The organism is Acinetobacter sp. AL9 (assembly GCF_041464035.1).
GTDB lineage: Bacteria > Pseudomonadota > Gammaproteobacteria > Pseudomonadales > Moraxellaceae > Acinetobacter > Acinetobacter towneri.
In genome coordinates, this window is record NZ_JAYFSK010000036.1 from 1 (window position 1) to 20,844 (window position 20,844).

Consider the following 20,844-nt stretch of genomic DNA (forward strand, 5'->3'; position numbering starts at 1 on the left):
GCAAGAACGGACTGACCGCTACAAGTCGGAACTGACCGACTCAGGCTCTAGTTACACGCTTGGCAACAAGACATTAACAGAGTGCGAATTAGTCCTTGACTATGTTTGACTACATTTTAAGGAACAGTTACTTACGCTTAAGGTTGGATTTACATTTGAAACCGTAATGTCTCATGAGAGTAAAATCGAGTTTTTGCGAGATGCTAAAACGCAAGGCTATCGTACCTATTTATACTTTGTGACGACTGAGGACCCTGATATTAATGTGGACCGAGTTAAACAACGTGTGAAAAATGGTGGTCATCCAGTCGAAGAAATTAAAATCCGTGAACGCTATTTCCGCACTATGCACATGTTGATTGATGCGATTGAAGTATCTGACCGAGCGTATTTATTTGATAACTCAAGTAATGCGACCAAGAATATGGCTTCTTATATCTGTGAAGTGACTAACGGAGATACATTGATCATTAATCCAGATTTTAAAGGAGAGTTTCCGATCTGGTTTGAAAAATATGTACTTGTTCATTTGGTTGATGAAGAATAAAAAAACCGCGCTTGAATCATTCAAACGCGGTTTTTTAAATATTCACAGGTCAGTAAACTGAACCCATCGGCATCTTACTCAGCCAACATTTTACTCAGTATTCATAGCCATTGTTGATTGACCATTGCTGCAATTTGCCATAATAGATTTCATCGTTGAACAGTAGGTCTGCTTTAGAGGCAGCATTACTTTCTTCAGTTGGGCAGAAACCATCATCACAATCGGCATCGACAACCCAGCAACCACGAACGAACAATACTTTATTGCCTTCTTGCTCCAGTTGTTTCTGAACACGATCAATCGCTTCATGTAAGTCATCTGCGCCTAAATATGCGGTCAAATACGCATAAGAGCCTGTTTCATCGGATGCTTTGCGGAACTCGACACCCACACAAAATAAATGTTTTTTCATTCTTGGCTCCTTGTCATCTTATACAGCTAAACTAATCTTTAATTTGGTCTAGGTCTAGTGCTTTTTCTTACACTTAACAATACGTTACCTATTCACAATACTGCAGTTCAAAGTAAAAACATAGTATCCAAATATTAGACTTAAGCCATAATCGCTGTATAAATGAGGTAGAACGCAACACCAATGACTGTTGTAGCAAATACCTTTTGTACAGTATTGCTATTCATGCGATGTACCAAAGTACGTCCAAGTAACATCCCGACAATACACGCCAGAACAAAGGTGATGGTGACTGCCATTGGGTACTGAAAGCCATCTAAAACGTGTGCTGAAATACTCACGCCACCAATCAGGAAAATAATCATCAAAGAGGTTGCGACGATACTGCGCATATCCAAATCGGTAAATTTACGCAATAACGGCACAATAATAAAACCACCGCCCACACCCAACAAACCCGTCAGCAAGCCTGCAATTACACCAACACCACCAAGCAAAGACGCCGTTTTAACATTCCAAATTAAGCGTCCTGTGTTTTGGTTTACCTTACACGGTGGATTAATTTGGTCGTTGACTTTATTAAAGAAAATACGATACGCCACAATAAACATGACCAAACTGAACGCCAGTGTTAACCAAATGGGCGGGACAATACCTGCCAAATGCACCCCGTAACGTGCAGATGGAATACTGATTAAGGCAATCCACAATGCAGCACGATAACGCACAATACGTTTGAACAAGCCTTCAACTGTGCCAACCAAAGCTGCCAAAGTGACTGCCAATAAACCCACGGGTGCAGCCTGCGCCACAGTCCAGCCTTGGCTTGCCATAAGAGCAGGAACGGCAAGAATACCGCCCCCTGCCCCTGTCAAACCCAGCAAAGTACCAATCGCCAAGCCTTCTAGGATTAACATCCACATGCGTATTTTCCCCTATTCCATCACTGTGTTGTGCTGTGCAAGCATTACTTGCCGCAAACTTTATTGGCAGGCAAAGCCACATCAATATGTTTTGGATAAGGCAGTTTTAAATTCTGCATGAGGGTAATAAATTCCGCTTTGGTGCGCCCTTGTCCTAAACGCGAGTTATTGCGTTTTTCCTGCCCAACGGTAGAAGACACACGCCCTTTGTAGTCATGCCCTGGGTACACCAAAGTGTCATCAGGTAAGCTAAAAATTTGTAGATGAATACTGTCATATAAAGTCGCCGGGTTGCCTTCCTGAAAGTCAGTACGACCACAACCATCAATTAACAACGCATCGCCAGTGAATACCATGCCATTGACCACATAGCTGGTACAGGCGTTGGTATGACCCGGGGTATAACGTGCTTCAATCAATAATTCACCCACACGAATGGCGCTGCCATCGGTAATGAAAATATCGCCACACACCACACCTGAATTACGATGTAATACAGTTTTACAACCAAAACGTGTTCTGAGTTCGTTGGCAGCAGTAATATGGTCAGCGTGTACGTGCGTATCTAAGCTATACACCAATTGCAAATCATGCTGTTCTAGAAAAGCAGTATATTGCTCAACCTCTGAAATTACAGGGTCAATCAGCACCGCTTCACGGGTTTGTTCAGATGCCAATAAGTAAGTATAGGTCGAGCTGTCAGCTTCAAAAAATTGATGAAAGATCATGAGATATACACCAAGTTTTATATTTTGTTATTCTTAATTTTGCAAATATAATGCCAACTTAATCTCTTTTAAATATATTAATAAAATACAATATATTAAGAAATATTATTTAATTTAGGTCATATTCCATGTTTCACATCTGTTGCATTTTATGTTTCAATTGAATCACTAATGAAACAAAAGATGAAACATCATGAATTCGATACATGACTTTGAACAACAAGCCAGTCTTGAAAGCTTTTTGTTTCATTTACAACAACTTTGTCCAGACAGTTTGCTCTATGTTTATGACGACATTGCTCAAACATGGATTTATGAATATGCACAAGATGCTTCTGTTTCTGCAGCTACGGGTAAAACATTAAAAAACCAATTATTGAAATTAAAACTACAATCACAATCAGCATCACAACCACAGACAGGTCTGCTGCAACTCCCGAATAGTGCTAAGGCATGGCACTACCACAGCTTAAATATTCGTGTCCATACAGCCGATTTCACAGGATGTTTATTCTTTCTGCAGCCTAGCGTTGCAACAGTGTCATCACAAACACTCACCCCATCTGCCCAAGCACAAAATAGTTTGGCGGAGTTTTTCCACAGTGATTCGCCACAAATGCAGCACATGTATTCCATTATTGAACGGGTGGCGATTACTGAATTTCCTGTTTTGGTACGTGGTGAATCTGGTAGTGGTAAAGAGTTGGTGGCGCAAGCAATACATGCACGCAGCCAACGGCATGCACAAGTCTTTATTGCGATTAACTGTGCTGCTTTAAATGCCAATATTTTAGAAAGTGAATTGTTTGGGCATGTGAAAGGTGCATTTACAGGGGCAATTCGTGAGCATAAAGGTGTGTTTGAACGTGCGGCAGGCGGTACTTTATTTTTAGATGAAATTGCAGAAATTCCACTGGAACTGCAAGCTAAATTATTGCGGGTATTAGAAACGGGCGAATTCACCCCTTTGGGCGGTGAAAAAGCGATTAAATCGAATGTCAGAATTATTACCGCAACCCATCGCGCTTTACGTGAAGAAGCGCGTTTAGGCAGATTTCGCCAAGATTTACTTTATCGTTTACGGGTGATTCCAATTTTTGTGCCACCACTACGTGAACGTAAACAAGATATCCCTAAAATTGCAGCATTTATTTTGCAACAACAAGCCCAGTTTCAGGTCACGCCACATTTGACCGAGCAAGTACTGAAGGTATTAATCAATTACGACTGGCCGGGCAACGTGCGTGAATTAAAAAATACCTTGCTGTATGCATTGACCATGTCAGCAGGTAAAACGGAAATTGATCAACACGATTTACCCGATGAAATTGTGCATGCTAGTTTGAAACTCGCCACAGCTCCCCCAACGCCACAACCTATTGAGCTGCCCATCAAAACCAACAATAAAGTAGATAAAGACACACTGCAGGATTTACTGGAAAAATATCAGGGGCAAACTGAATTGGTGGCACAAGCCTTGGGCATTAGCCGAACCACCTTATGGCGTTATCGAAAAAAATATCATTTATGAGGCGGAAGTTTGCTGAATAAAGGACGCTTTGCTTTGATCTGCATATTCATAAATGGTGTCTAAATCTTTTTGAATGGCAGCTGCGACTCGGCTAGGCATCAACTGATTAAGTTTTACAAAGACTTTTTCAGGATAACCGACCTGATAGGATTGACGGTCTGTTTGTAAAAATTGATACAGTTCTTGTGCCACAAATTCAGGTGAATCCACTTTTGTACCCATTTTGATATTCATTTCAATCACATCGGGATTATTCATACTGGTATTGGTCGCGCGTGGGGAGAAATATCTAAAACGAATGGCAGTCTGACAATACTCTCGCGCCAACGCTTCAGTTGCACCACGCAAGGCAAACTTACTGGCGCAATAACTCACATAGCCAGGATAGCCGATGCTGCCAAAAGTCGAGCCAATATTGATGATCTGACTCGGCTGACTGTCCGACATATATGGAATCACATCCTGAATCAGTTGCAGCGGATAAGCCACATTGACCAACATCATTTGCTCAATGGTATCCTGTGATTGCTGCGCAAACAGACGAAAATCATTCATGCCTGCATTGTTAATATAGTAATGAATCGGCTGTTTTAATGCGGCAAGTGCCTGAATAAAATCATGACGACTGCTGGCATCAATTAAATCACAACGCAGACTGTGTAATTGCAACTGAGGATACTGCTGCGCCAGACTTTGCTCTAGTTGTTGCAAGGTGTCTTGCTTACGCCCAACCAAAATTAAGTTTAAGCCTTTTTCAGCAAAATGATGCGCAATCGCATGACCAATCCCGCCTGTTGCCCCGAAAATCACCGCAGTTAAATTTGACATAAAAGATACTCTCAATTTTAAGATATTCGATACAACTCAATTATAAAAATGCAGGATTCAGTCCCAAGCCCATACAAATATAGAGTTTACGATCTTCTAATGGCACCAATATTTCACGTCTGCCATGCATAAAGCGCTTGTTATCAATGAGCACCACATCACCATCTTGCCAGTCAATTTCTGAGGTTTCACGCTCGGAACGCTCTGCCAATTCTTCCAATAATTCTGCTTGGATTTCGCTGCCATCGGCAAAGTAAAAACGCGGCTTTTCGTAATTATAAGAAGGCCCCAACAAGGTATTGGCAAAGGCAGGCACAGCTTTTAAATTGTCATGGCGAATCATCGGCATGTTCAAGTCATACTGCACACCTTCATCATGCGCAGGACGAATCCGTTGTCCAGGAATCATCTCAATAAAATGAGCGAGTTCCTGCTGCCCGACCTGTGCAGCATCGGCAATATTGAGTGCAGTTGCCACATACTTTTGCCACATACTTTTGCCACATTACTTTAGGTAAGTAACGGCTGATGGTCATCGGTTCAGCAAATTTCTGCTTCAGTGTGTCAGGCAGTTTTTGCCATACCTCATGTCCATCACATAAAGTAGTCTGCGAACCACGCGAAGCACTTTTTTCACTAAAAAAAGCAATAATATCAGGCGGCATTGGGGTTGAACCATTTTCTATATGCAGTCCCATTGCCTGCGTACCTGCATCTACTTTTTGCGATTGTCGGGTCACATTTTCACGTGCAGGGTCATAGGTCAGTTTTTGGCAAATATTGCTCATCAGCCCACTAAACGCATTCACATCATAATGTTCATTTCTAAGTAAAACCCAACCGTGCTCCACCAAACGATCTTTAATTTGTTGTGGGGAATGTTTGAATTGCTGTTGTGCAATATTCATGTGATTTCTCTCTATCTCTATTGATGACTGACAGGTTGATGTCTATCTGTGAAACATCTCCAAGATCAGCCATTTAATACGTTGTAGGATGTGCCAAAGCTGTCTGATACTGTTGCTGAATGACTGCTCTACGCAATTTTCCGTTATCGGTTAACATCTGATTATTTAAAGAAAAAGGTTGTTCAGCACGGCACCAGTGTTTAATTTGGGCATAATCAGGCATACGGGTATTGGCACGATAAATCGCGGCTGCCAATTGCTCATCTGAACGATGTTCCTCGGCATAAATCACTGCAGATAATGACGGCTGCGCTTCACCAAACACGGCAATCTGTTGAATTTCAGGCTCACTCAAACTGTTCGATTCAACCCATTCTGGTGAAATATTGCGCCCAAAACTGCTGACAATAATTTGCTTGATACGCCCCGTGATATATAAATAGCCATCTTCATCAAAATAACCTGCATCGCCTGTGTGAATATCGGCTGATACCGCATCCTGCTCACGCCCAAGTTCATGCATATATCCCAACATGGCATTGCCCTTGACCACCACTTCTTGATTAGCAGAAATTTCAACCTGAACATGCGGCAACACTCGTCCAACGCTACCAATTCTGCGAGCTTCAGGCAGGTTTAAACTCACGACCAATGCACATTCAGACAGACCATAACCTTCATAAACAGGTAAATTGAATTGCTGACACTGCTTGAGTAAATCTGCAGACACCTTGCCACCACCCACGGCAATAAACTTCAAAGTGCGCAAGCCCAAATCGCCATGTTGATGGATATATTCCACAATCGCTTTGAGCATTTGTGGCAATAAAATCACGCTTTCAATATGATATTGCTGCACGGCATCGACAAAGCGTGAAACATCAAACTCATGGTTGGACAGCAAACCAAACTGACTGACTTCAGCCACCACCACTGCACGCCCCATGTGAAAAGGCACATACACGCCTGCGATATTTTCAAGCAATGTTGCAAATGGAATTAGACACAAATGCCGCCCAAGCTGGCTGCTTTGCAATGCCTGACTTAAACAGTACGTAATTGAATTAATGGTGGCTTCTGCCAAACACACACCTTTGGTAGTACCCGTACTGCCCGAGGTATAAGTAATTTTTGTAGGCTGCTCAGCAGAATTTGGGGATAAATGCGGTTGTGCTGTTTCAACGCTTAGACGAAACAACTGCCCTTGATATAAATCTGATGGTGGCAAAACCTGTGCCTGAACTGCATCAATCATCTCCAACAAAGCTTCTGGAATAGCAGTATTTCCAATAGCCGAGTTAACATTGGACGGAGTATCGCTTTGTGCAGTATCCGTCAAAATACACAGCAACTCGGCTTGGCTGTCTTGCAGTAAATGTTGCACTTGTGCAGCAGTAAAAAATAAAGGCACAGGAATGACTGTCATTGCAGCTTTACGTGCGGCTAAATCGACCACAATCCAATCGGCCTGATTCACACCCCACAACGCCAAACGCTGTACTTGATAAGTTGCCAATTCTGCACTGAGCAACTCAACCCGTTGCTGTAATGTGGCATAACTCAGTGTGGTTTGTGCCGTCACAATTGCTTCACGCTCAGGGTCTGTTTGGGCATAGTGATTCAGGTTTTCAAATAACTCATTCATCTTTCAATTTCCGCCTTTCTGCATGACCTTAGGCATAAAAACAATATTGCTGTTGCGTGACCGCCAACGCTGCTGCAACGTCAATCGCCAGTACATAAGGCTTCTGTTGGTAATAACTGCCCCATTGATGCTGTGCATCGCCCAAGGCTTCGGGGTTGGCTTTTTCTAGTACCTGAAAATGCAAACCCATTTGCTGTAACACATAGCGCACTGCTGCTGTTCCTGTGCAAACTGCCCACGACACATTGTTCTGCGATAAGTGAAAGACCAAAAAAGCCACCATCAATTTGGCTTTGCTCATGTCTTGCGCTGCCAAGTTGCCAATTTCAACAATCTGCGCGCGCGTTACAGGCACTTGGCTCAATTGGGTTAAAATGGTTTCAATGGGTGCACCTAAATACTGTTCCAAAAAGGCTTGGTTTGCGCCCAATGGTTGCATGCCAATCACCACTTGCATGTCGTGGTTTACATAGCCTGCAAACAAGGTATCTAAAAAAGTATTTATGGATGCCTGATGGACTTTTTGGTATTTATCTCGAATAAAATGCTCTAATGCCAAGCGTTGTTTGCTAGCATCTTGGGTCACAGTTGTCACATTTAAATGTTGTGCTGTTGTGTGTGCTTGAATCACCGAGGCATAGCTGTGTAATACATCTAAATGTGGCTGTTCTAGGTTCAACTGTTTTGGGTTCGTTTGTGGTTTATACGGCTGCGCTACAGATGCATACCCGTTGAATTGTTTTTTATTTTTTTTCTGATGAAAATTCGCATCCAGAAAATGCGTTTGACTGGATGATTGAGCATCAAAATTAAATTTGATCATGTGCATCACATTGGATAGAAAATAACTCAATGCTCAAGATAGAAATCTAAACTTAAAGAAAACTTAAGTCGCTACAAACTGTCACAATTCAAAAAACTCTTCATGCACACAAAAAAAGGAGATGATCACTCAACTCCTTATATGTTTAAAACAATAAACTAATCAAAAATAAACAGTCATCCAATTATGCAAAACACAATTGTTCGCGCCCTACCTTAGATTTTAATAGGCATAAGACGCAATTGCCGTTGCAATTGGTTTATCTTCATCATTGACCATCGTCATACGCATGGTGCAGCCTTTACGCGCTAAACGCAAAGTTTCCGCACGGGCAATAAAATACTTGCCGCGTCCCGGTGCTAAATAATCCACTCGCATATCTACGGTAGCCAAACGAGTGACTTTTTTAATGGTATCGGGCAAATCGTCAGGTTCTGTCCGTTTATATAACTCCCCCATTGCCACAATACCGCCCACACTGTCCAAAATGGTTGCAGCAACACCACCATGTAAAATTTGGAAAGCCACGTTGCCCACCATATACGGTTGCATCTCAATATAGGCTTCAATTTGACCATCTACCACACGCATGCTCATGCCATTGTGTTGAAAAAATGGCGATCCATTAAATGCATTGACCAATTGTCTTAGCACGACATCAATATCGACTTTCGCGCCTAAATGTATATTCCCAGTCCAATTTTTCTCTGCATTACTCATAACGTGCCCAAAAGTCCAAACAACTCAATTTACCAACAATAAAAACAGCCAATGTATGCCCAAATGAAATTTAAGGGGCTACAATAGTCGTCTAGTTTAATACTGATCAGTGAGATTTTTATGACCTATACGTTCAATCGCCCTGCATTTCCTGCCACTCGTATGCGTCGTATCCGTAAAAATGATCAATTACGCGCCATGGTTCGCGAAACTCACTTAACCACAGATCACTTGATTTATCCTGTATTTGTTTTACCGGGACAAAATCAAACCCAAGATATTCCAAGCATGCCGAATATTCAGCGTTTATCGGCAGACTTATTACTCAAAAAAGCCGAGCGTTTAATGCAGCTGGGTGTGTCTAAACTGGCATTATTTCCAGTCACGCCACAAGAAGATAAAAGCCTGACCGCAGAAGCAGCATGGCGTGAAGATGGCTTGGTGCAAAACACACTACGCCTGCTGAAAAAAGAATTGCCAGAGATGGTACTTATTACCGATGGCGCACTCGACCCGTACACCACTCATGGTCAAGATGGCATTATTGATGACACAGGCTATGTCCTGAATGATGAAACGGTTGAATGTCTAATTAAACAGGCTTTAAGCCATGCCGAAGCGGGTGCAGATGTGGTTGCGCCAAGTGACATGATGGATGGCCGTATTGGTGCGATTCGTCAGGCGTTGGAAAGCAACGGGCATATCTATACCTCTATCATGGCTTATTCAGCCAAATATGCCTCTAGCTTTTACGGTCCTTTCCGTGATGCAGTCGGTTCTGCCAGCAACCTAAAAGGCGGCAACAAATACAATTATCAAATGGATATTGGCAACCGTGCCGAAGCCTTGCATGAAATTGCACTGGATATTCAAGAAGGTGCAGACATGGTGATTGTAAAACCAGGCATGCCTTATTTAGACATTGTACGTGAAGTGAAAGATAACTTTGGTGTGCCAACCTTTGTCTATCAAGTGAGTGGTGAATACGCCATGCTTGCTGCCGCGATTCAAAATGGCTGGTTGTCGGACAGTGTGATTATTGAATCGCTAATGAGTTGCCGCCGTGCAGGTGCAGATGGTATTTGGACATATTTTGCCGAAGAAGCAGCACTCAAACTTAAAGATATGACATAAACAGGCGACTTTCATGCACATCGCAATCATTGGTGCAGGCATCAGCGGTTTGTTGTCTGCACTCGAACTGGTAGAGCAGGGCTGCTCTATCAGTATTTTTGATCAACAACAAGCAGCACAAGCGGCATCATGGGCAGGTGGCGGAATTCTTTCTCCCATGTATCCATGGCGTTATCCTCAAGCGGTCAATGACTTAGCCCAATTTGCCAAACCGCAGTACCAAGCATGGAATGAAAAACTCAAACCTATTACAGGCATTGATTTTGAAATCCATGAAACAGGCATGTTGATTTTTGATGAAGATGATTTTGAGATTGGTTTAAATTATGCCGAACGTCATCATGAACCGATGCAGCAAGCTGAATATCTGAATCGGGAACAACTCGAACAAATTAACCCGCATATCCATCCCAAATTTAAACAAGCCCTGTATTTCTCACAACTTGCCAATGTGCGCAATCCGCGTTTATTACAATCGCTCACGCAATATTTGAAACAACATCCGCGCGTGCGATTTTTTGAACACTGCCCAATTCAGCAATTTCAGATCACTGAAGATCGTATTCAAGCCATTCAATCTGCCGATGGTCGCTTGCATCGTGCAGATCATATCGTGCTTGCGACAGGTGCATGGTCACAGCAGTGGGCGGCACAACTGGGTTTAGAGATTCCTGTACAGCCTGTACAAGGGCAAATTGTGTTATTTAAAACCCCTGCACAATGGTTGCCAAGCATGTGCATGAACAAGGTGATGTACTTGATTCCACGTCAAGATGGGCATGTGCTATGCGGTTCCAGTATGCGTCACGTTGGTTTTGACACCACACCAAACCCGCAAACCCAACAAGATATTTTAACGGCTTGTTTTGAAATGGTGCCTGAATTGGCACAGTTCCCCATTGTGAAACAATGGGCGGGTTTACGTCCAGGCTCGCCTACAGGTGTGCCGTATATCGGCAAAGTACCAAACCTGAATAATGTATGGATGAATTTCGGACACTTCCGTAATGGCTTATGTATGGGCACTGCTTCAGCGCAGTTATTAAGACAGCTCATGCTTGGGCAAGAAACGATTGTTGATCCTACCGCTTATGATCCAAAGCAGTTACAGCCCACCTCAATCTGTGCATAACACTCAGCAGCATCCTCTGTTTAAGTAGAGGATGATGCACCCAGACAAGCCGCTAGCGCCTGTTCAAGTTTTGGATATTGAAAGCAATAACCTGCTTGTTCTAATGCTTGTGGTTTGACATATTGCCCATTCAGCACCAATTGCGATTGCTCGCCCAATAACCAACGCAAGACAAAAGCAGGTAACACCAAAAATGGACGACGTTTTAAAAGCCGAGCTGCGGTTTCGGCAAAGTCTTGCTGACTGGTTTTTTCAGGTGCAACCACATTCAAAATTTTGGCGTCTACAGGTTGCATCATTAACCAGTGAATGGCCTGTAAAACATCTTGTATATGCACCCATGCAACAGGCTGCCGTCCATGCCCAATCCGCCCGACGGCATTTAAACGAATTGGTAATAACATTTGCGGTAAAATGCCGCCACCGCGTCCAAACACCACACCCAAACGCATAATTTTAGTATTTTGCTGGCTAAAGCTTAAAGCAGCTTGTTCCCATTGCTGACACAGTTGCGACATAAAAATATCTTGTGCTGTACTGTGCTCGGTACACAATGTAGACCATTGTTCCTGCGGGTCAATTCCGTAATACCCCACAGCCGAGCCTGAAATAATACACTTGGGGAAAATACGGCGCTTTTCAAGATATTGATATAAGTACAGTGTGGTCTGAACTCGACTATCAAGCAATTTTTGTTTGCGTGCTGCTGTCCATCTGCCCTGCCCAATACTTTCTCCCGCCAAATTAATCACATAATCAATTTGGTCGGTGTCGAGTTCATCTAACTGCTGAATCCAGCGTAATTGTGGATGTTTGGATACTCGATTGGGCTGTCGGGTTAGCCCCACCACCCGATAATCCTGTTGCAATAAAAACGGCAACAATTGTGAACCAATAAAACCACTTGCCCCTGTTACCAGTACCAAAGGTTTATGCATCTTCCAATCTCAGCATGATGAAAAATATAGTTTTAGCTATACGTGATTTAGACTGAATGTTCAAGTCTAAGCAAATCATCATCACATAACTGATCATGTATATTTGAAGAAAATCAGATATTAACAACTTCTTTTATCAGCCAAACATTTTAACTGCCATACGCTGTGCCTGTTTACCATAAAACCAATAGGTCAGCAGATACAATGGAATTGCGATCAACAAGAACATGATCACCACCACACTCATAAATTGCGGCTGTTGCAAATACTGTAAAAAATCTTGCCAAATGCTTGGGTTTTGGCGAGAAAATATCGCCAAACCTAATAATAAAAACGCCAAGTTATAGCCCCAAAAAATCAGGCTAAATCCTAAAGTAAATGTCTTGCGTTCCTTGTCATTCGGCGCACGGCGTTGTTGTTTTAAAAACTTATACAGCACTAAAATCATGGCAACCAAATAAGGCACCGCAGTTAAAATCCCGCCTACACCCGCAGGTAATAATGCAGCCAATACGCCACAAATACAGGTCATCACAAAGCAATACAAGAAAAACCAGATAAAATAACGGCTTAGCGATACCATAAAGATGACTCAGACAAAAGATTCAGCCTAGTATAAAAAAAATTGATTTTTTTTTCATGAAATTGTCAACCGAATACAAAAGCCTGACGTTATATAGGCTACAAGGTCACAACAACCGTTAATGTGTATGGCATCCACAATATTTTCGGTGACCTGACTAAAGCAATAAATCGCATACAGTCATGCTTTGAACAGCAGCCAAAGCTTTACTGTATCGCAAGTTTTTCTTTGACCGACGATTTCATCATCACTCGAATCGTCGGTCTTTATTTTTTAAGGTCTTTTTTTAGCCTTTCTAACATCAGTATTTTAACTCTCTATATTTTTCTATACAGATCACGACAGATTTTACTTTCCTTTCTCTTTAAAATCTCTGCGACCTAAATTGTCGCTTTAAAAGCAGAAAACTGGTTTTTTGCCGCAGTGTTGCGCTCAGTTATGTTAAGTTATCCCATAATTCAACATCAAGATTGGAACACACATGGCTGTTCATTTTTTACATACGTCTGATTGGCATTTGGGGCAATTTTTCCATCACCATGAACGTGAATATGAACATACTGAATTTTTAAATTGGCTCTTAACTCAAATTAAAAGCAAACAGCCGAATGCCCTGCTCATAGCAGGCGATATTTTTGATGTGGTCAATCCTGCTTCGAGCGCTCAGAAACAACTCTATCAATTCCTTACCGATGCGCATGTGCTTGCTCCACACATGCAAACCTTAATGATTGCAGGCAATCATGACTCTGGGTATCGCATTGAGCAAGTTGAACCCTTTTTAGACCGCTTCAACGCCAAAGCTGTGGGCGTGATTGGTAAAACAGCCGAGCAAAAATTAGATTTAGATAAACTCCTAGTGCCTATTTATGACGCTGCGCAAAATATTGTGGCATGGTGTCTGACCCTGCCCTATTTACGCAGTGCAGAAATTACAGGTTTAAATGAACATAGCAGTGACAATCAATCTGCTGTTGCTTACTTACATCAACAACTGATTGCAGAAGCCAAAGCCCGTAAACAACCCGATCAAGCCCTGATTTTAATGTCACATGCACACATGCAAGGTGGCGAAACTTCCGACTCAGAACGCCCAATTGTAGTGGGGAATGAAGAAGCCTTATCGACTGCGCTGTTTGATGAGGTGATTGACTATGTCGCACTCGGACACTTACACAAACCGCAACAGGTCGGACAGCCACACATTCGCTATAGCGGCTCACCCATCCCTTTATCATTTAGCGAGCTGAATTATAAACACCAAGTCCTTGAAGTTAGGATTGATCCATTACAGGCAGATGCACAGCGTTTCCAATATGAAAGCTTGCTTATTCCACGTACGGTAGAGCTGCTTCGGATTCGCTGTGAACTTTCTGAATTAATCACCGAACTGAATAAATTGCCAAAAGATGAAATTGCAGAAGTTTGCGCACGGCATTTTTTAGAAATTGAATATATCAGCGATGCCCCGCCACCCATTGATTTACGCCAACAAATTGAACAAGCACTGCCTGCCAACCGCTATCGTTTACTGCGCATTGCACGACGCTTTCAAAACTGTGAAAACTCGAACGTGCAACAATCAAAAATTGATTTAGAGCCGCCTACGCCTGAAAAATTATTTTTAGATTTATGGGAAAAAATGGGCTATCAACCTGACCCAGAAGTGAGCCAAGATTTTTTACAGCTTTTGGCCGAAGCCCAACAAGAACTTGATCAGAATAAAGCTTAAGGATTTGCCATGAAAATTTTACGTTTAAGTTTAAATAATTTGGCATCTTTGGCAGGCACGCATGTCATCAATTTTGAAGATGAGCCACTGGCACAGGCAGGTTTAATTGCAATTACGGGCAAAACTGGTGCAGGCAAATCGACTTTGCTGGATGCCATGTGTTTGGCACTTTATGACGAAATTCCACGTTTGAGAGGTGCAACAGGCAGCCTGACCGATACCGCAGGCAAAGAAATTTCCTTAAAAGATTCTAAACATATTTTACGTCGTGGTACGACTTCTGGCTTTGCAGAACTTGAATTTATCGCGCTTGATCAAAAACGCTATTCGGCACGTTGGCAAATTCGCCGTGCGCACAATAAAGTGGATGGGAACTTAAAAGTTGAACGTGCCATCACCTGCTTAGATGAACAACGGGTTTTAAATCAAAAAATTTCTGAAGCTACGCCGATTGTAGAACAACTGATTGGTCTTAGTTTTGAGCAATTCACACGCGCAGTATTATTGGCACAATCGGAAGTTGGGGCATTTTTAAAAGCCAAAGACCATGAACGGGCAGATTTACTTGAATATTTAACCAATTCGCAAATTTTTACCGAAGTCAGTAAACGTGCAGCTGTTAAATTTAGTGAAATTAAACAAAAGCGAACAGATCTTGAAAATGTCATGGGGCATGTGGTGCTCCTCAGCGATGAAACACTAAAAGACTTAGAAACCCAACAACATGACCTAAGTCAACAATTAGCTTTGCTGACCCAAACCGAAAAACTGTATGAAAATGATGTGAAATGGCACAAAGATTGCCATGAACTCTATGCCAGCACCCAAGCTAAAAAAGAAATATATGATGTTCAAGTCGATGCCGATCTTAAACTCGCCTCTCAAAAACAATTGCTCAAACATTTAGATGAATTTCAAACCATCCGCGAGCAATTTGTCTTGCGTCAGCAAGCAGATACCGAGCTAAAAAATCTGAATCAGCAGCTTTTGAAATTTGAACCAAACTTGCAACAAGCGGAATACGCACAACAGCAAGCGATTAGTCAGCAACAGCAAGCGGAAAAAGACCTTCAGGCATGGCAGCAGCATGTTGAACAATTGAAACCACAACTTGAAATTGCGGCACAGTTACAACATGAAATTTCTAGCAAACTTCAACAATATACCGCTTTGGATGCTGCACAAAAATTATTTGCAGAGCAGCAAATTCAGCCTGTGCAAAATAATTTGAAGCAACTGACGACTCAACTTGCAACCGAGCAACAACAACAGCAACATTTACAACAGCAATTCAAACAGACTGCGGCATGGGCAAATTTTGATGATAATTTAGCCCTTACGTTGCAACGTCTGCAAGATTATTTGCAGCTTGAACAGCAGCTACGTCAGCAAAACCCTACGCTGTTCCAATCTGCATTAGATACTTTAATTGAGCAACAACAACATACACAGCAACAACTGTTGGTTTGGGAAAAACAATATCAACATCCTGAACAACTTGAGCAGCAACTCACGGCAGAGCAACAGCAATTACAACATGCTTTAAAGAGTGTGCATGTTTTAGAGCGCTTGCAACAGGCACTTGAACAATGGCAACAACAGACCACCCTATTTGAGCAGTTACAACAGCGTCAGCAAGAAACTTTAAGTCTGCAACAGCAGACACAGACTCAAATTCAAACCCAACAGCAGCAAGTGCAAATTACTGAACAAGCCTTGCAACAATTACAGCAGATCTTTGAACAGCAGCGTTTATTGCAGCATCAAAGTGTGCAGGATTTACGTGCCCAATTAAAACCGAATGAAGCCTGTATGGTCTGCGGCAGCCATGAACATCCGTTTATTCAGCATGAAAATTTACTCAGTGACGCTTTAAACCAATTGCAGGATCAGCAATTGCAGCAGGCCAAAACTGAATTTGAGCATGCGCAAAAACAGCTACAACAATTGGAGCGTGCTCGCAGTCAATACGATGCAACTTATCATCAACAACAACAACGCAGTCTTGAACTGCAACAGCAACTTGAACAACAACAGACATTGGTGCAACAGCTTGCAACATCCTTATCTTTAGATTTGGATGCAGCGCTGCCTGTTGCAAAGCAAATTGAACACGTACAGCAACATTGGGCAACAACACATCAATCCACTCAACACTTGCAGCAGAGTATTCAACAATCAAACGATACCCTGAAACAATGGCGCAATGCTGCACAGCAGGCAGAACAACTCAAATATGCTATTCAACAACGCCAAGACCTCACTCAGCGTTTACAGCCTATTTTGTCGCTTTTAGATGCAGAACAAAGACACGCTTGGCTCAATCAACCGATTGAATACTATCAAAATGCCTTACAACAGTTAGAGCAACGTCATCACTTGCAGCAGCAGCAAGTTCAACTGAGCAAAACGATTGAACAACTGACTCAACAACAGCAGCAAGTGCAAGAAAAGTTGCTATTTTTACAACAGCAACATGCAGAGAAAACCCTACAACTGCAGCAGATTAAAACTGCAGGAAGTGAGCTGCGTGATCAAATTAAGCAGCTTACAAGAACTCATGCGGGATGTGAATATCAGACCTATCAAGAATGGCAGCAGGCTTTAAATCAGCAACAACAGCAACTCAATCTTGCACTTAGCACACAACGAACTGTACTTAATCAAGCAGAACAGGTGTTAAAAGACTTACAACTGCAAAAACATGGTTTGGATAGTAGAATTCAACAGCGCATGCAGCAACACACTGAATGTCAGCAACACATTGCAACGTGGCAAGCGACACACACGCATTTTCAAGCCAGCATCATTGATAAATGTTTACAGATTTCTTATGCCGAACATCAGCAAATACGCAACATGCTGCAGCAACAACAAAACAGTTTGGAGAGTGCTAAAACGGCTTGGCAAACATTGGAAGAGCAATATCAAAAACACTTAAAGCAACAGCCACAACTGAGTTTTGACGAGGTCACCACGCAACTGGCAGCGCTGCAAACAGAGAAAGCCAAACAACAGCAAAACTATAATGAGATTGAGGCACAGCTACGCCTGAATAGCACCAATCAAGGGATTTTTGCTACCTATCAAACTCAAATTGAAAGTATCAAAGCTGAAGAATACCGCTGGGGACGTATTTACGATTTAATTGGGCATAAAGAAGGTACGAAATTTAAGAAAATTGCTCAAGAACATCACTTGGATATTTTGGTGGAATACGCCAATCAGCAATTGCTGCCACTGAGTTCGCGTTATCAGTTGCATCGTATTCCTGACAGTTTGGGGTTGGCGATTATTGATTTAGATATGAACAGTGAAATTCGCCCTGTCCTGTCTTTATCGGGTGGCGAAACCTTTTTGGTTTCTTTAGCTTTGGCACTGGCAATTGCCAATATGGCATCTGGCTCAATCAAACTGGAATCGCTATTTATTGATGAAGGCTTTGGCACTCTCGACCCGACTTCCTTGCACATGGTGATGAATGCCTTAGACCATCTGCAAAGTCAGGGACGCAAAGTGGTGCTGATTTCGCATATTCAGGAAATGCACGAACGAATTCCTGTGCAAATTCAAGTCAAACCAGTGGGTGCAGGGGCAAGTGAAGTCAATGTGGTGGGTTAGACTCAAGACTACCTAAAATCTGAAAATTATTTGTCGTTCGAAGAATTATTGAGATGACTGTGAGATTTCAGATTTTAGGCTTCCATGAAGTTGTATTGAATTTATTTTAAAATCACCCACACTTTAAGTACTTAATTTTATGGATATAAAAACGATTATTCTCTTTGCTGTATTGCCCAGTTTAAGTATTATTTTTCTCACATGGTTAATACGTTTCCCTAAACCTTGGGTTTTTAAAGCGGTTTTAATTTTTGAAATCATTCTCACCGTCTGCACTTTAGTCATTGAGTTGGATGCAAGAAAAACACCTGGAAATAGCGGTTGGATCATCATTTTCACAGGCTTCTTTCAGTTCTGTTTTTTGCTATTTTTACTGATTGCCCGTATTCGAATCTGGATAGAAAATAAATCTTGAATGTCTACTTCACCTATTTACTGGACGGAAGTGGCGCTTTCTAAAAATAGTGAAGGTTATTAAAAATAATCTACACAAGCCAAAACTTTGACAGCTTTACAGCATACATAACTAAAAAAGCCTCGACATCCTGTCGAGGCTTTCTAGATTCAGTTTTTGGTATAACTCCTGTCGTACCAAGCACTTCCGTGTTGTTCTATTTCTTATTCTTCTTATTTAGGAAACTCCCTGATTCCCGATAAGTTCATATTAAGAAAATCCAACCTTCAGCACTAGCCGCAAAATTCCGCATTTCATGTCAGCCAAAACGTACAAGATAATGTTTGCAAAATCTTGGCAGATTCTTTGTTCATCTAGCAATTAAGCCTTGGAATAGTCACGTGCGCCAAACAATGCTGTACCAATCCGTACCATAGTTGAACCTGCTGCAATTGCGGCATTTAAATCGCCCGACATCCCCATACTCAAAGTATCCCAATCTTCAGGTTGTGCATGTTGTGCTTTCACTGCATCAAACAATTGTTTGGCATCTTGAAAAGCTTGAGGATGATCAGGTGCAGGAATCACCATCAAACCGCGTAGTTTTAAATGCGGTAATTGGCTGATCTGTCGGACTAATTCTGCAACTTCGCTCGGCTGACAACCATCCTTCGTGTCTTGCGCATCAATATTTACTTGTAAACAAATATTCAGGGGCACTTGTTGAGCATCGCGCTGATTCGATAAACGCTCGGCAATAATCAAACGATCTACCCCATGCACCCATGCAAATTTTTCTGCCAAATGTTTGGTTTTATTGCGCTGCACATGCCCAATAAAGTGCCATTCAATTTCTAAATCACTCAGGGCCTGCATTTTATCCAAAGCTTCTTGCAAATAATTTTCGCCAAAAGCGCGCTGCCCTGTCACATACATTTCACGCAAGGCTTCACTCGGATGAGTCTTAGACACTGCCAACAATTGCACCGTATTTGGCTCGCGCTGTGCCAACTGGCATGCCTGTTGAATTTGTTGCAAAACCTGAGTGCGCATAAGCTGCAGATTATTCATTGATGCATTTCTCATTTCATTCATCTTTTTTTACCTTGTCCAGCAACTAACAGTTGGTTAAGCTGATGGAAAGCCGTATTATTCTATCAAAATAATTAAGATTTAATTGATCTCGGGGACTTTCATGGATATTACAGAATTATTGGCGTTCTCCGCTAAAAACGGCGCTTCGGATTTACACTTATCTGCGGGCATGCCACCACTGATTCGTGTGGATGGTGAAGTTCGTCGAATTAACTTACCAGCATTAGAACATAAAGAAGTACACAAATTAGTGTACGACATTATGAATGATAAACAACGTCGTGATTATGAAGAAAATCTAGAAACGGACTTTTCTTTTGAAGTCCCAGGCGTGGCTCGTTTCCGTGTGAACGCATTTAACCAAAACCGTGGTGCAGGTGCAGTATTCCGTACCATTCCTTCTAAAGTTTTGACCCTTGAAGATTTAGGCATGGGACAAATCTTTAAAGATATTTGTGAATATCCACGTGGTTTGGTATTGGTGACAGGCCCAACGGGTTCAGGTAAATCAACCACACTTGCCGCGATGATTGACTTTATTAATGACAATCGCTACGACCATATTCTGACCGTCGAAGACCCAATCGAATTTGTACACCAATCTAAAAAATGTTTGGTTAACCAACGAGAAGTAAACCGTGATACGCATGGCTTTAACGAAGCATTACGTTCGGCACTGCGTGAAGACCCTGACATTATTCTAGTGGGTGAGATGCGTGACTTAGAAACCATTCGTTTGGCACTGACTGCTGCTGAAACGGGTCACTTGGTATTTGGTACGCTACACACCACCTCTGCAGCAAAAACCATTGACCGTGTGATTGACGTATTCCCTGCCGAAGAAAAAGACATGGTACGTGCCATGTTGTCTGAATCTTTACAAGCCGTCATTTCACAATCCCTGCTCAAGAAAAATGGTGGTGGTCGTGTAGCTGCGCATGAAATCATGATTGGTATTCCTGCAGTGCGTAACCTGATTCGTGAAAACAAAGTAGCTCAAATGTACTCGGCAATTCAGACTGGTGCCAACTACGGTATGACCACCCTTGACCAGAGTTTGAAAAACTTGGTATCGCGCGGTGTGATTAGCCCACAAACGGCTCGTACGGTTGCAAAACAGCCTGAATCATTCTTATAAGTTTAAAATTCG

At 42.1% G+C, this 20,844-nt stretch carries 17 protein-coding genes and 2 pseudogenes; 8 read left to right on the plus strand and 11 right to left on the minus strand.

Annotated elements, in window-relative coordinates; all coding sequences use genetic code 11:
• Nucleotides 1-124 precede the first annotated feature (124 nt).
• A pseudogene (locus tag ACEO2X_RS09150) lies at nt 125-547 on the plus strand (hypothetical protein); the annotation flags it as partial.
• A 94-nt stretch (nt 548-641) separates the two neighbouring features.
• On the opposite strand, the gene ACEO2X_RS09155 reads toward ACEO2X_RS09150, so the two are convergent.
• From ACEO2X_RS09155 to ACEO2X_RS09165, 3 genes are all read right to left on the minus strand, one after another.
• Nucleotides 642-959, minus strand: a complete 318-nt coding sequence (locus ACEO2X_RS09155) for a hypothetical protein (protein WP_004975369.1) — start codon at nt 957-959, stop codon at nt 642-644.
• Between the two features lie 140 nt (nt 960-1,099).
• Entirely contained in the window at nt 1,100-1,882 is a 783-nt protein-coding gene (locus ACEO2X_RS09160) for a sulfite exporter TauE/SafE family protein (protein WP_154320426.1), read from the minus strand.
• 44 nt (nt 1,883-1,926) lie between these two features.
• On the minus strand, nt 1,927-2,610 hold the full coding sequence (locus ACEO2X_RS09165) for an MBL fold metallo-hydrolase (protein WP_180038309.1): 684 nt from the start codon (nt 2,608-2,610) through the stop codon (nt 1,927-1,929).
• A gap of 193 nt (nt 2,611-2,803) precedes the next feature.
• Here ACEO2X_RS09165 and ACEO2X_RS09170 point away from each other — a divergent pair, with 193 nt between their 5' ends.
• Nucleotides 2,804-4,141, plus strand: a complete 1,338-nt coding sequence (locus ACEO2X_RS09170) for a sigma-54 interaction domain-containing protein (protein WP_371971855.1) — start codon at nt 2,804-2,806, stop codon at nt 4,139-4,141.
• Here ACEO2X_RS09170 and ACEO2X_RS09175 read toward each other — a convergent pair.
• The 5 genes and pseudogenes from ACEO2X_RS09175 to ACEO2X_RS09195 all read right to left on the minus strand — a co-directional run bounded on the left by ACEO2X_RS09175 (nt 4,136) and on the right by ACEO2X_RS09195 (nt 9,065).
• On the minus strand, nt 4,136-4,969 hold the full coding sequence (locus ACEO2X_RS09175; protein WP_096902277.1) for an SDR family oxidoreductase: 834 nt from the start codon (nt 4,967-4,969) through the stop codon (nt 4,136-4,138). The genes ACEO2X_RS09170 and ACEO2X_RS09175 overlap by 6 nt on opposite strands.
• Before the next feature lie 40 nt (nt 4,970-5,009).
• Nucleotides 5,010-5,877, minus strand: a pseudogene (locus ACEO2X_RS09180) (TauD/TfdA family dioxygenase).
• 73 nt (nt 5,878-5,950) lie between these two features.
• Complete coding sequence (locus ACEO2X_RS09185) at nt 5,951-7,522, minus strand: AMP-binding protein (RefSeq protein ID WP_371971858.1); 1,572 nt, start codon at nt 7,520-7,522, stop codon at nt 5,951-5,953.
• Nucleotides 7,523-7,550: 28 nt separating this feature from the next.
• Nucleotides 7,551-8,345: a thermostable hemolysin gene (locus ACEO2X_RS09190; protein WP_180159061.1), complete on the minus strand. Its 795-nt coding sequence runs from the start codon at nt 8,343-8,345 to the stop codon at nt 7,551-7,553.
• A gap of 222 nt (nt 8,346-8,567) precedes the next feature.
• The gene (locus tag ACEO2X_RS09195; RefSeq protein ID WP_371971859.1) at nt 8,568-9,065 is read right to left on the minus strand and encodes a thioesterase family protein; all 498 of its coding nucleotides are present in this window, start codon (nt 9,063-9,065) and stop codon (nt 8,568-8,570) included.
• Nucleotides 9,066-9,185: 120 nt separating this feature from the next.
• Here ACEO2X_RS09195 and hemB point away from each other — a divergent pair, with 120 nt between their 5' ends.
• Nucleotides 9,186-10,199: a porphobilinogen synthase gene (gene hemB / locus ACEO2X_RS09200; protein WP_180038160.1), complete on the plus strand. Its 1,014-nt coding sequence runs from the start codon at nt 9,186-9,188 to the stop codon at nt 10,197-10,199.
• A 13-nt stretch (nt 10,200-10,212) separates the two neighbouring features.
• On the plus strand, nt 10,213-11,331 hold the full coding sequence (gene thiO / locus ACEO2X_RS09205; protein ID WP_179993996.1) for a glycine oxidase ThiO: 1,119 nt from the start codon (nt 10,213-10,215) through the stop codon (nt 11,329-11,331).
• A 20-nt stretch (nt 11,332-11,351) separates the two neighbouring features.
• Here thiO and ACEO2X_RS09210 read toward each other — a convergent pair whose 3' ends face one another.
• On the minus strand, nt 11,352-12,269 hold the full coding sequence (locus ACEO2X_RS09210; RefSeq protein ID WP_371971861.1) for a TIGR01777 family oxidoreductase: 918 nt from the start codon (nt 12,267-12,269) through the stop codon (nt 11,352-11,354).
• 136 nt (nt 12,270-12,405) lie between these two features.
• Nucleotides 12,406-12,852, minus strand: coding sequence for an ABZJ_00895 family protein (locus ACEO2X_RS09215; RefSeq protein WP_004975337.1), 447 nt, complete (start codon nt 12,850-12,852; stop codon nt 12,406-12,408).
• Nucleotides 12,853-13,333: 481 nt separating this feature from the next.
• Here ACEO2X_RS09215 and ACEO2X_RS09220 point away from each other — a divergent pair, with 481 nt between their 5' ends.
• The 3 genes from ACEO2X_RS09220 to ACEO2X_RS09230 all read left to right on the plus strand — a co-directional run bounded on the left by ACEO2X_RS09220 (nt 13,334) and on the right by ACEO2X_RS09230 (nt 18,620).
• Nucleotides 13,334-14,584 carry an exonuclease SbcCD subunit D C-terminal domain-containing protein gene (locus ACEO2X_RS09220; protein WP_154320420.1) on the plus strand — a complete coding sequence of 417 codons (1,251 nt, stop codon included), beginning with the start codon at nt 13,334-13,336 and terminating at the stop codon, nt 14,582-14,584.
• Between the two features lie 9 nt (nt 14,585-14,593).
• Entirely contained in the window at nt 14,594-18,205 is a 3,612-nt protein-coding gene (locus tag ACEO2X_RS09225) for an AAA family ATPase (RefSeq protein ID WP_371971863.1), read from the plus strand.
• Between the two features lie 139 nt (nt 18,206-18,344).
• Nucleotides 18,345-18,620: a hypothetical protein gene (locus tag ACEO2X_RS09230; RefSeq protein ID WP_371971865.1), complete on the plus strand. Its 276-nt coding sequence runs from the start codon at nt 18,345-18,347 to the stop codon at nt 18,618-18,620.
• A gap of 360 nt (nt 18,621-18,980) precedes the next feature.
• Here ACEO2X_RS09230 and ACEO2X_RS09235 read toward each other — a convergent pair whose 3' ends face one another.
• Nucleotides 18,981-19,670, minus strand: coding sequence for a YggS family pyridoxal phosphate-dependent enzyme (locus ACEO2X_RS09235; RefSeq protein WP_167846204.1), 690 nt, complete (start codon nt 19,668-19,670; stop codon nt 18,981-18,983).
• Nucleotides 19,671-19,794: 124 nt separating this feature from the next.
• Between ACEO2X_RS09235 and ACEO2X_RS09240 the strand changes: the two genes are divergently transcribed.
• Nucleotides 19,795-20,832 carry a type IV pilus twitching motility protein PilT gene (locus ACEO2X_RS09240; RefSeq protein WP_180064767.1) on the plus strand — a complete coding sequence of 346 codons (1,038 nt, stop codon included), beginning with the start codon at nt 19,795-19,797 and terminating at the stop codon, nt 20,830-20,832.
• Nucleotides 20,833-20,844 lie beyond the last annotated feature (12 nt).

What these genes read in the sequence shown, in the direction of transcription:
- ACEO2X_RS09210 (WP_371971861.1), bottom strand. Translation starts at nt 12,269, where the DNA reads ATGCATAAACCTTTGGTACTGGTAACAGGGGCAAGTGGTTTTATTGGT.
- ACEO2X_RS09170 (WP_371971855.1), top strand. Translation starts at nt 2,804, where the DNA reads ATGAATTCGATACATGACTTTGAACAACAAGCCAGTCTTGAAAGCTTT.
- hemB (WP_180038160.1), top strand. Translation starts at nt 9,186, where the DNA reads ATGACCTATACGTTCAATCGCCCTGCATTTCCTGCCACTCGTATGCGT.
- ACEO2X_RS09155 (WP_004975369.1), bottom strand. Translation starts at nt 959, where the DNA reads ATGAAAAAACATTTATTTTGTGTGGGTGTCGAGTTCCGCAAAGCATCC.
- ACEO2X_RS09160 (WP_154320426.1), bottom strand. Translation starts at nt 1,882, where the DNA reads ATGTGGATGTTAATCCTAGAAGGCTTGGCGATTGGTACTTTGCTGGGT.
- ACEO2X_RS09215 (WP_004975337.1), bottom strand. Translation starts at nt 12,852, where the DNA reads ATGGTATCGCTAAGCCGTTATTTTATCTGGTTTTTCTTGTATTGCTTT.
- ACEO2X_RS09195 (WP_371971859.1), bottom strand. Translation starts at nt 9,065, where the DNA reads ATGAGTAATGCAGAGAAAAATTGGACTGGGAATATACATTTAGGCGCG.
- ACEO2X_RS09185 (WP_371971858.1), bottom strand. Translation starts at nt 7,522, where the DNA reads ATGAATGAGTTATTTGAAAACCTGAATCACTATGCCCAAACAGACCCT.
- ACEO2X_RS09175 (WP_096902277.1), bottom strand. Translation starts at nt 4,969, where the DNA reads ATGTCAAATTTAACTGCGGTGATTTTCGGGGCAACAGGCGGGATTGGT.
- ACEO2X_RS09240 (WP_180064767.1), top strand. Translation starts at nt 19,795, where the DNA reads ATGGATATTACAGAATTATTGGCGTTCTCCGCTAAAAACGGCGCTTCG.
- ACEO2X_RS09225 (WP_371971863.1), top strand. Translation starts at nt 14,594, where the DNA reads ATGAAAATTTTACGTTTAAGTTTAAATAATTTGGCATCTTTGGCAGGC.
- ACEO2X_RS09190 (WP_180159061.1), bottom strand. Translation starts at nt 8,345, where the DNA reads ATGATCAAATTTAATTTTGATGCTCAATCATCCAGTCAAACGCATTTT.
- ACEO2X_RS09235 (WP_167846204.1), bottom strand. Translation starts at nt 19,670, where the DNA reads ATGAATAATCTGCAGCTTATGCGCACTCAGGTTTTGCAACAAATTCAA.
- ACEO2X_RS09165 (WP_180038309.1), bottom strand. Translation starts at nt 2,610, where the DNA reads ATGATCTTTCATCAATTTTTTGAAGCTGACAGCTCGACCTATACTTAC.
- ACEO2X_RS09230 (WP_371971865.1), top strand. Translation starts at nt 18,345, where the DNA reads ATGGATATAAAAACGATTATTCTCTTTGCTGTATTGCCCAGTTTAAGT.
- ACEO2X_RS09220 (WP_154320420.1), top strand. Translation starts at nt 13,334, where the DNA reads ATGGCTGTTCATTTTTTACATACGTCTGATTGGCATTTGGGGCAATTT.
- thiO (WP_179993996.1), top strand. Translation starts at nt 10,213, where the DNA reads ATGCACATCGCAATCATTGGTGCAGGCATCAGCGGTTTGTTGTCTGCA.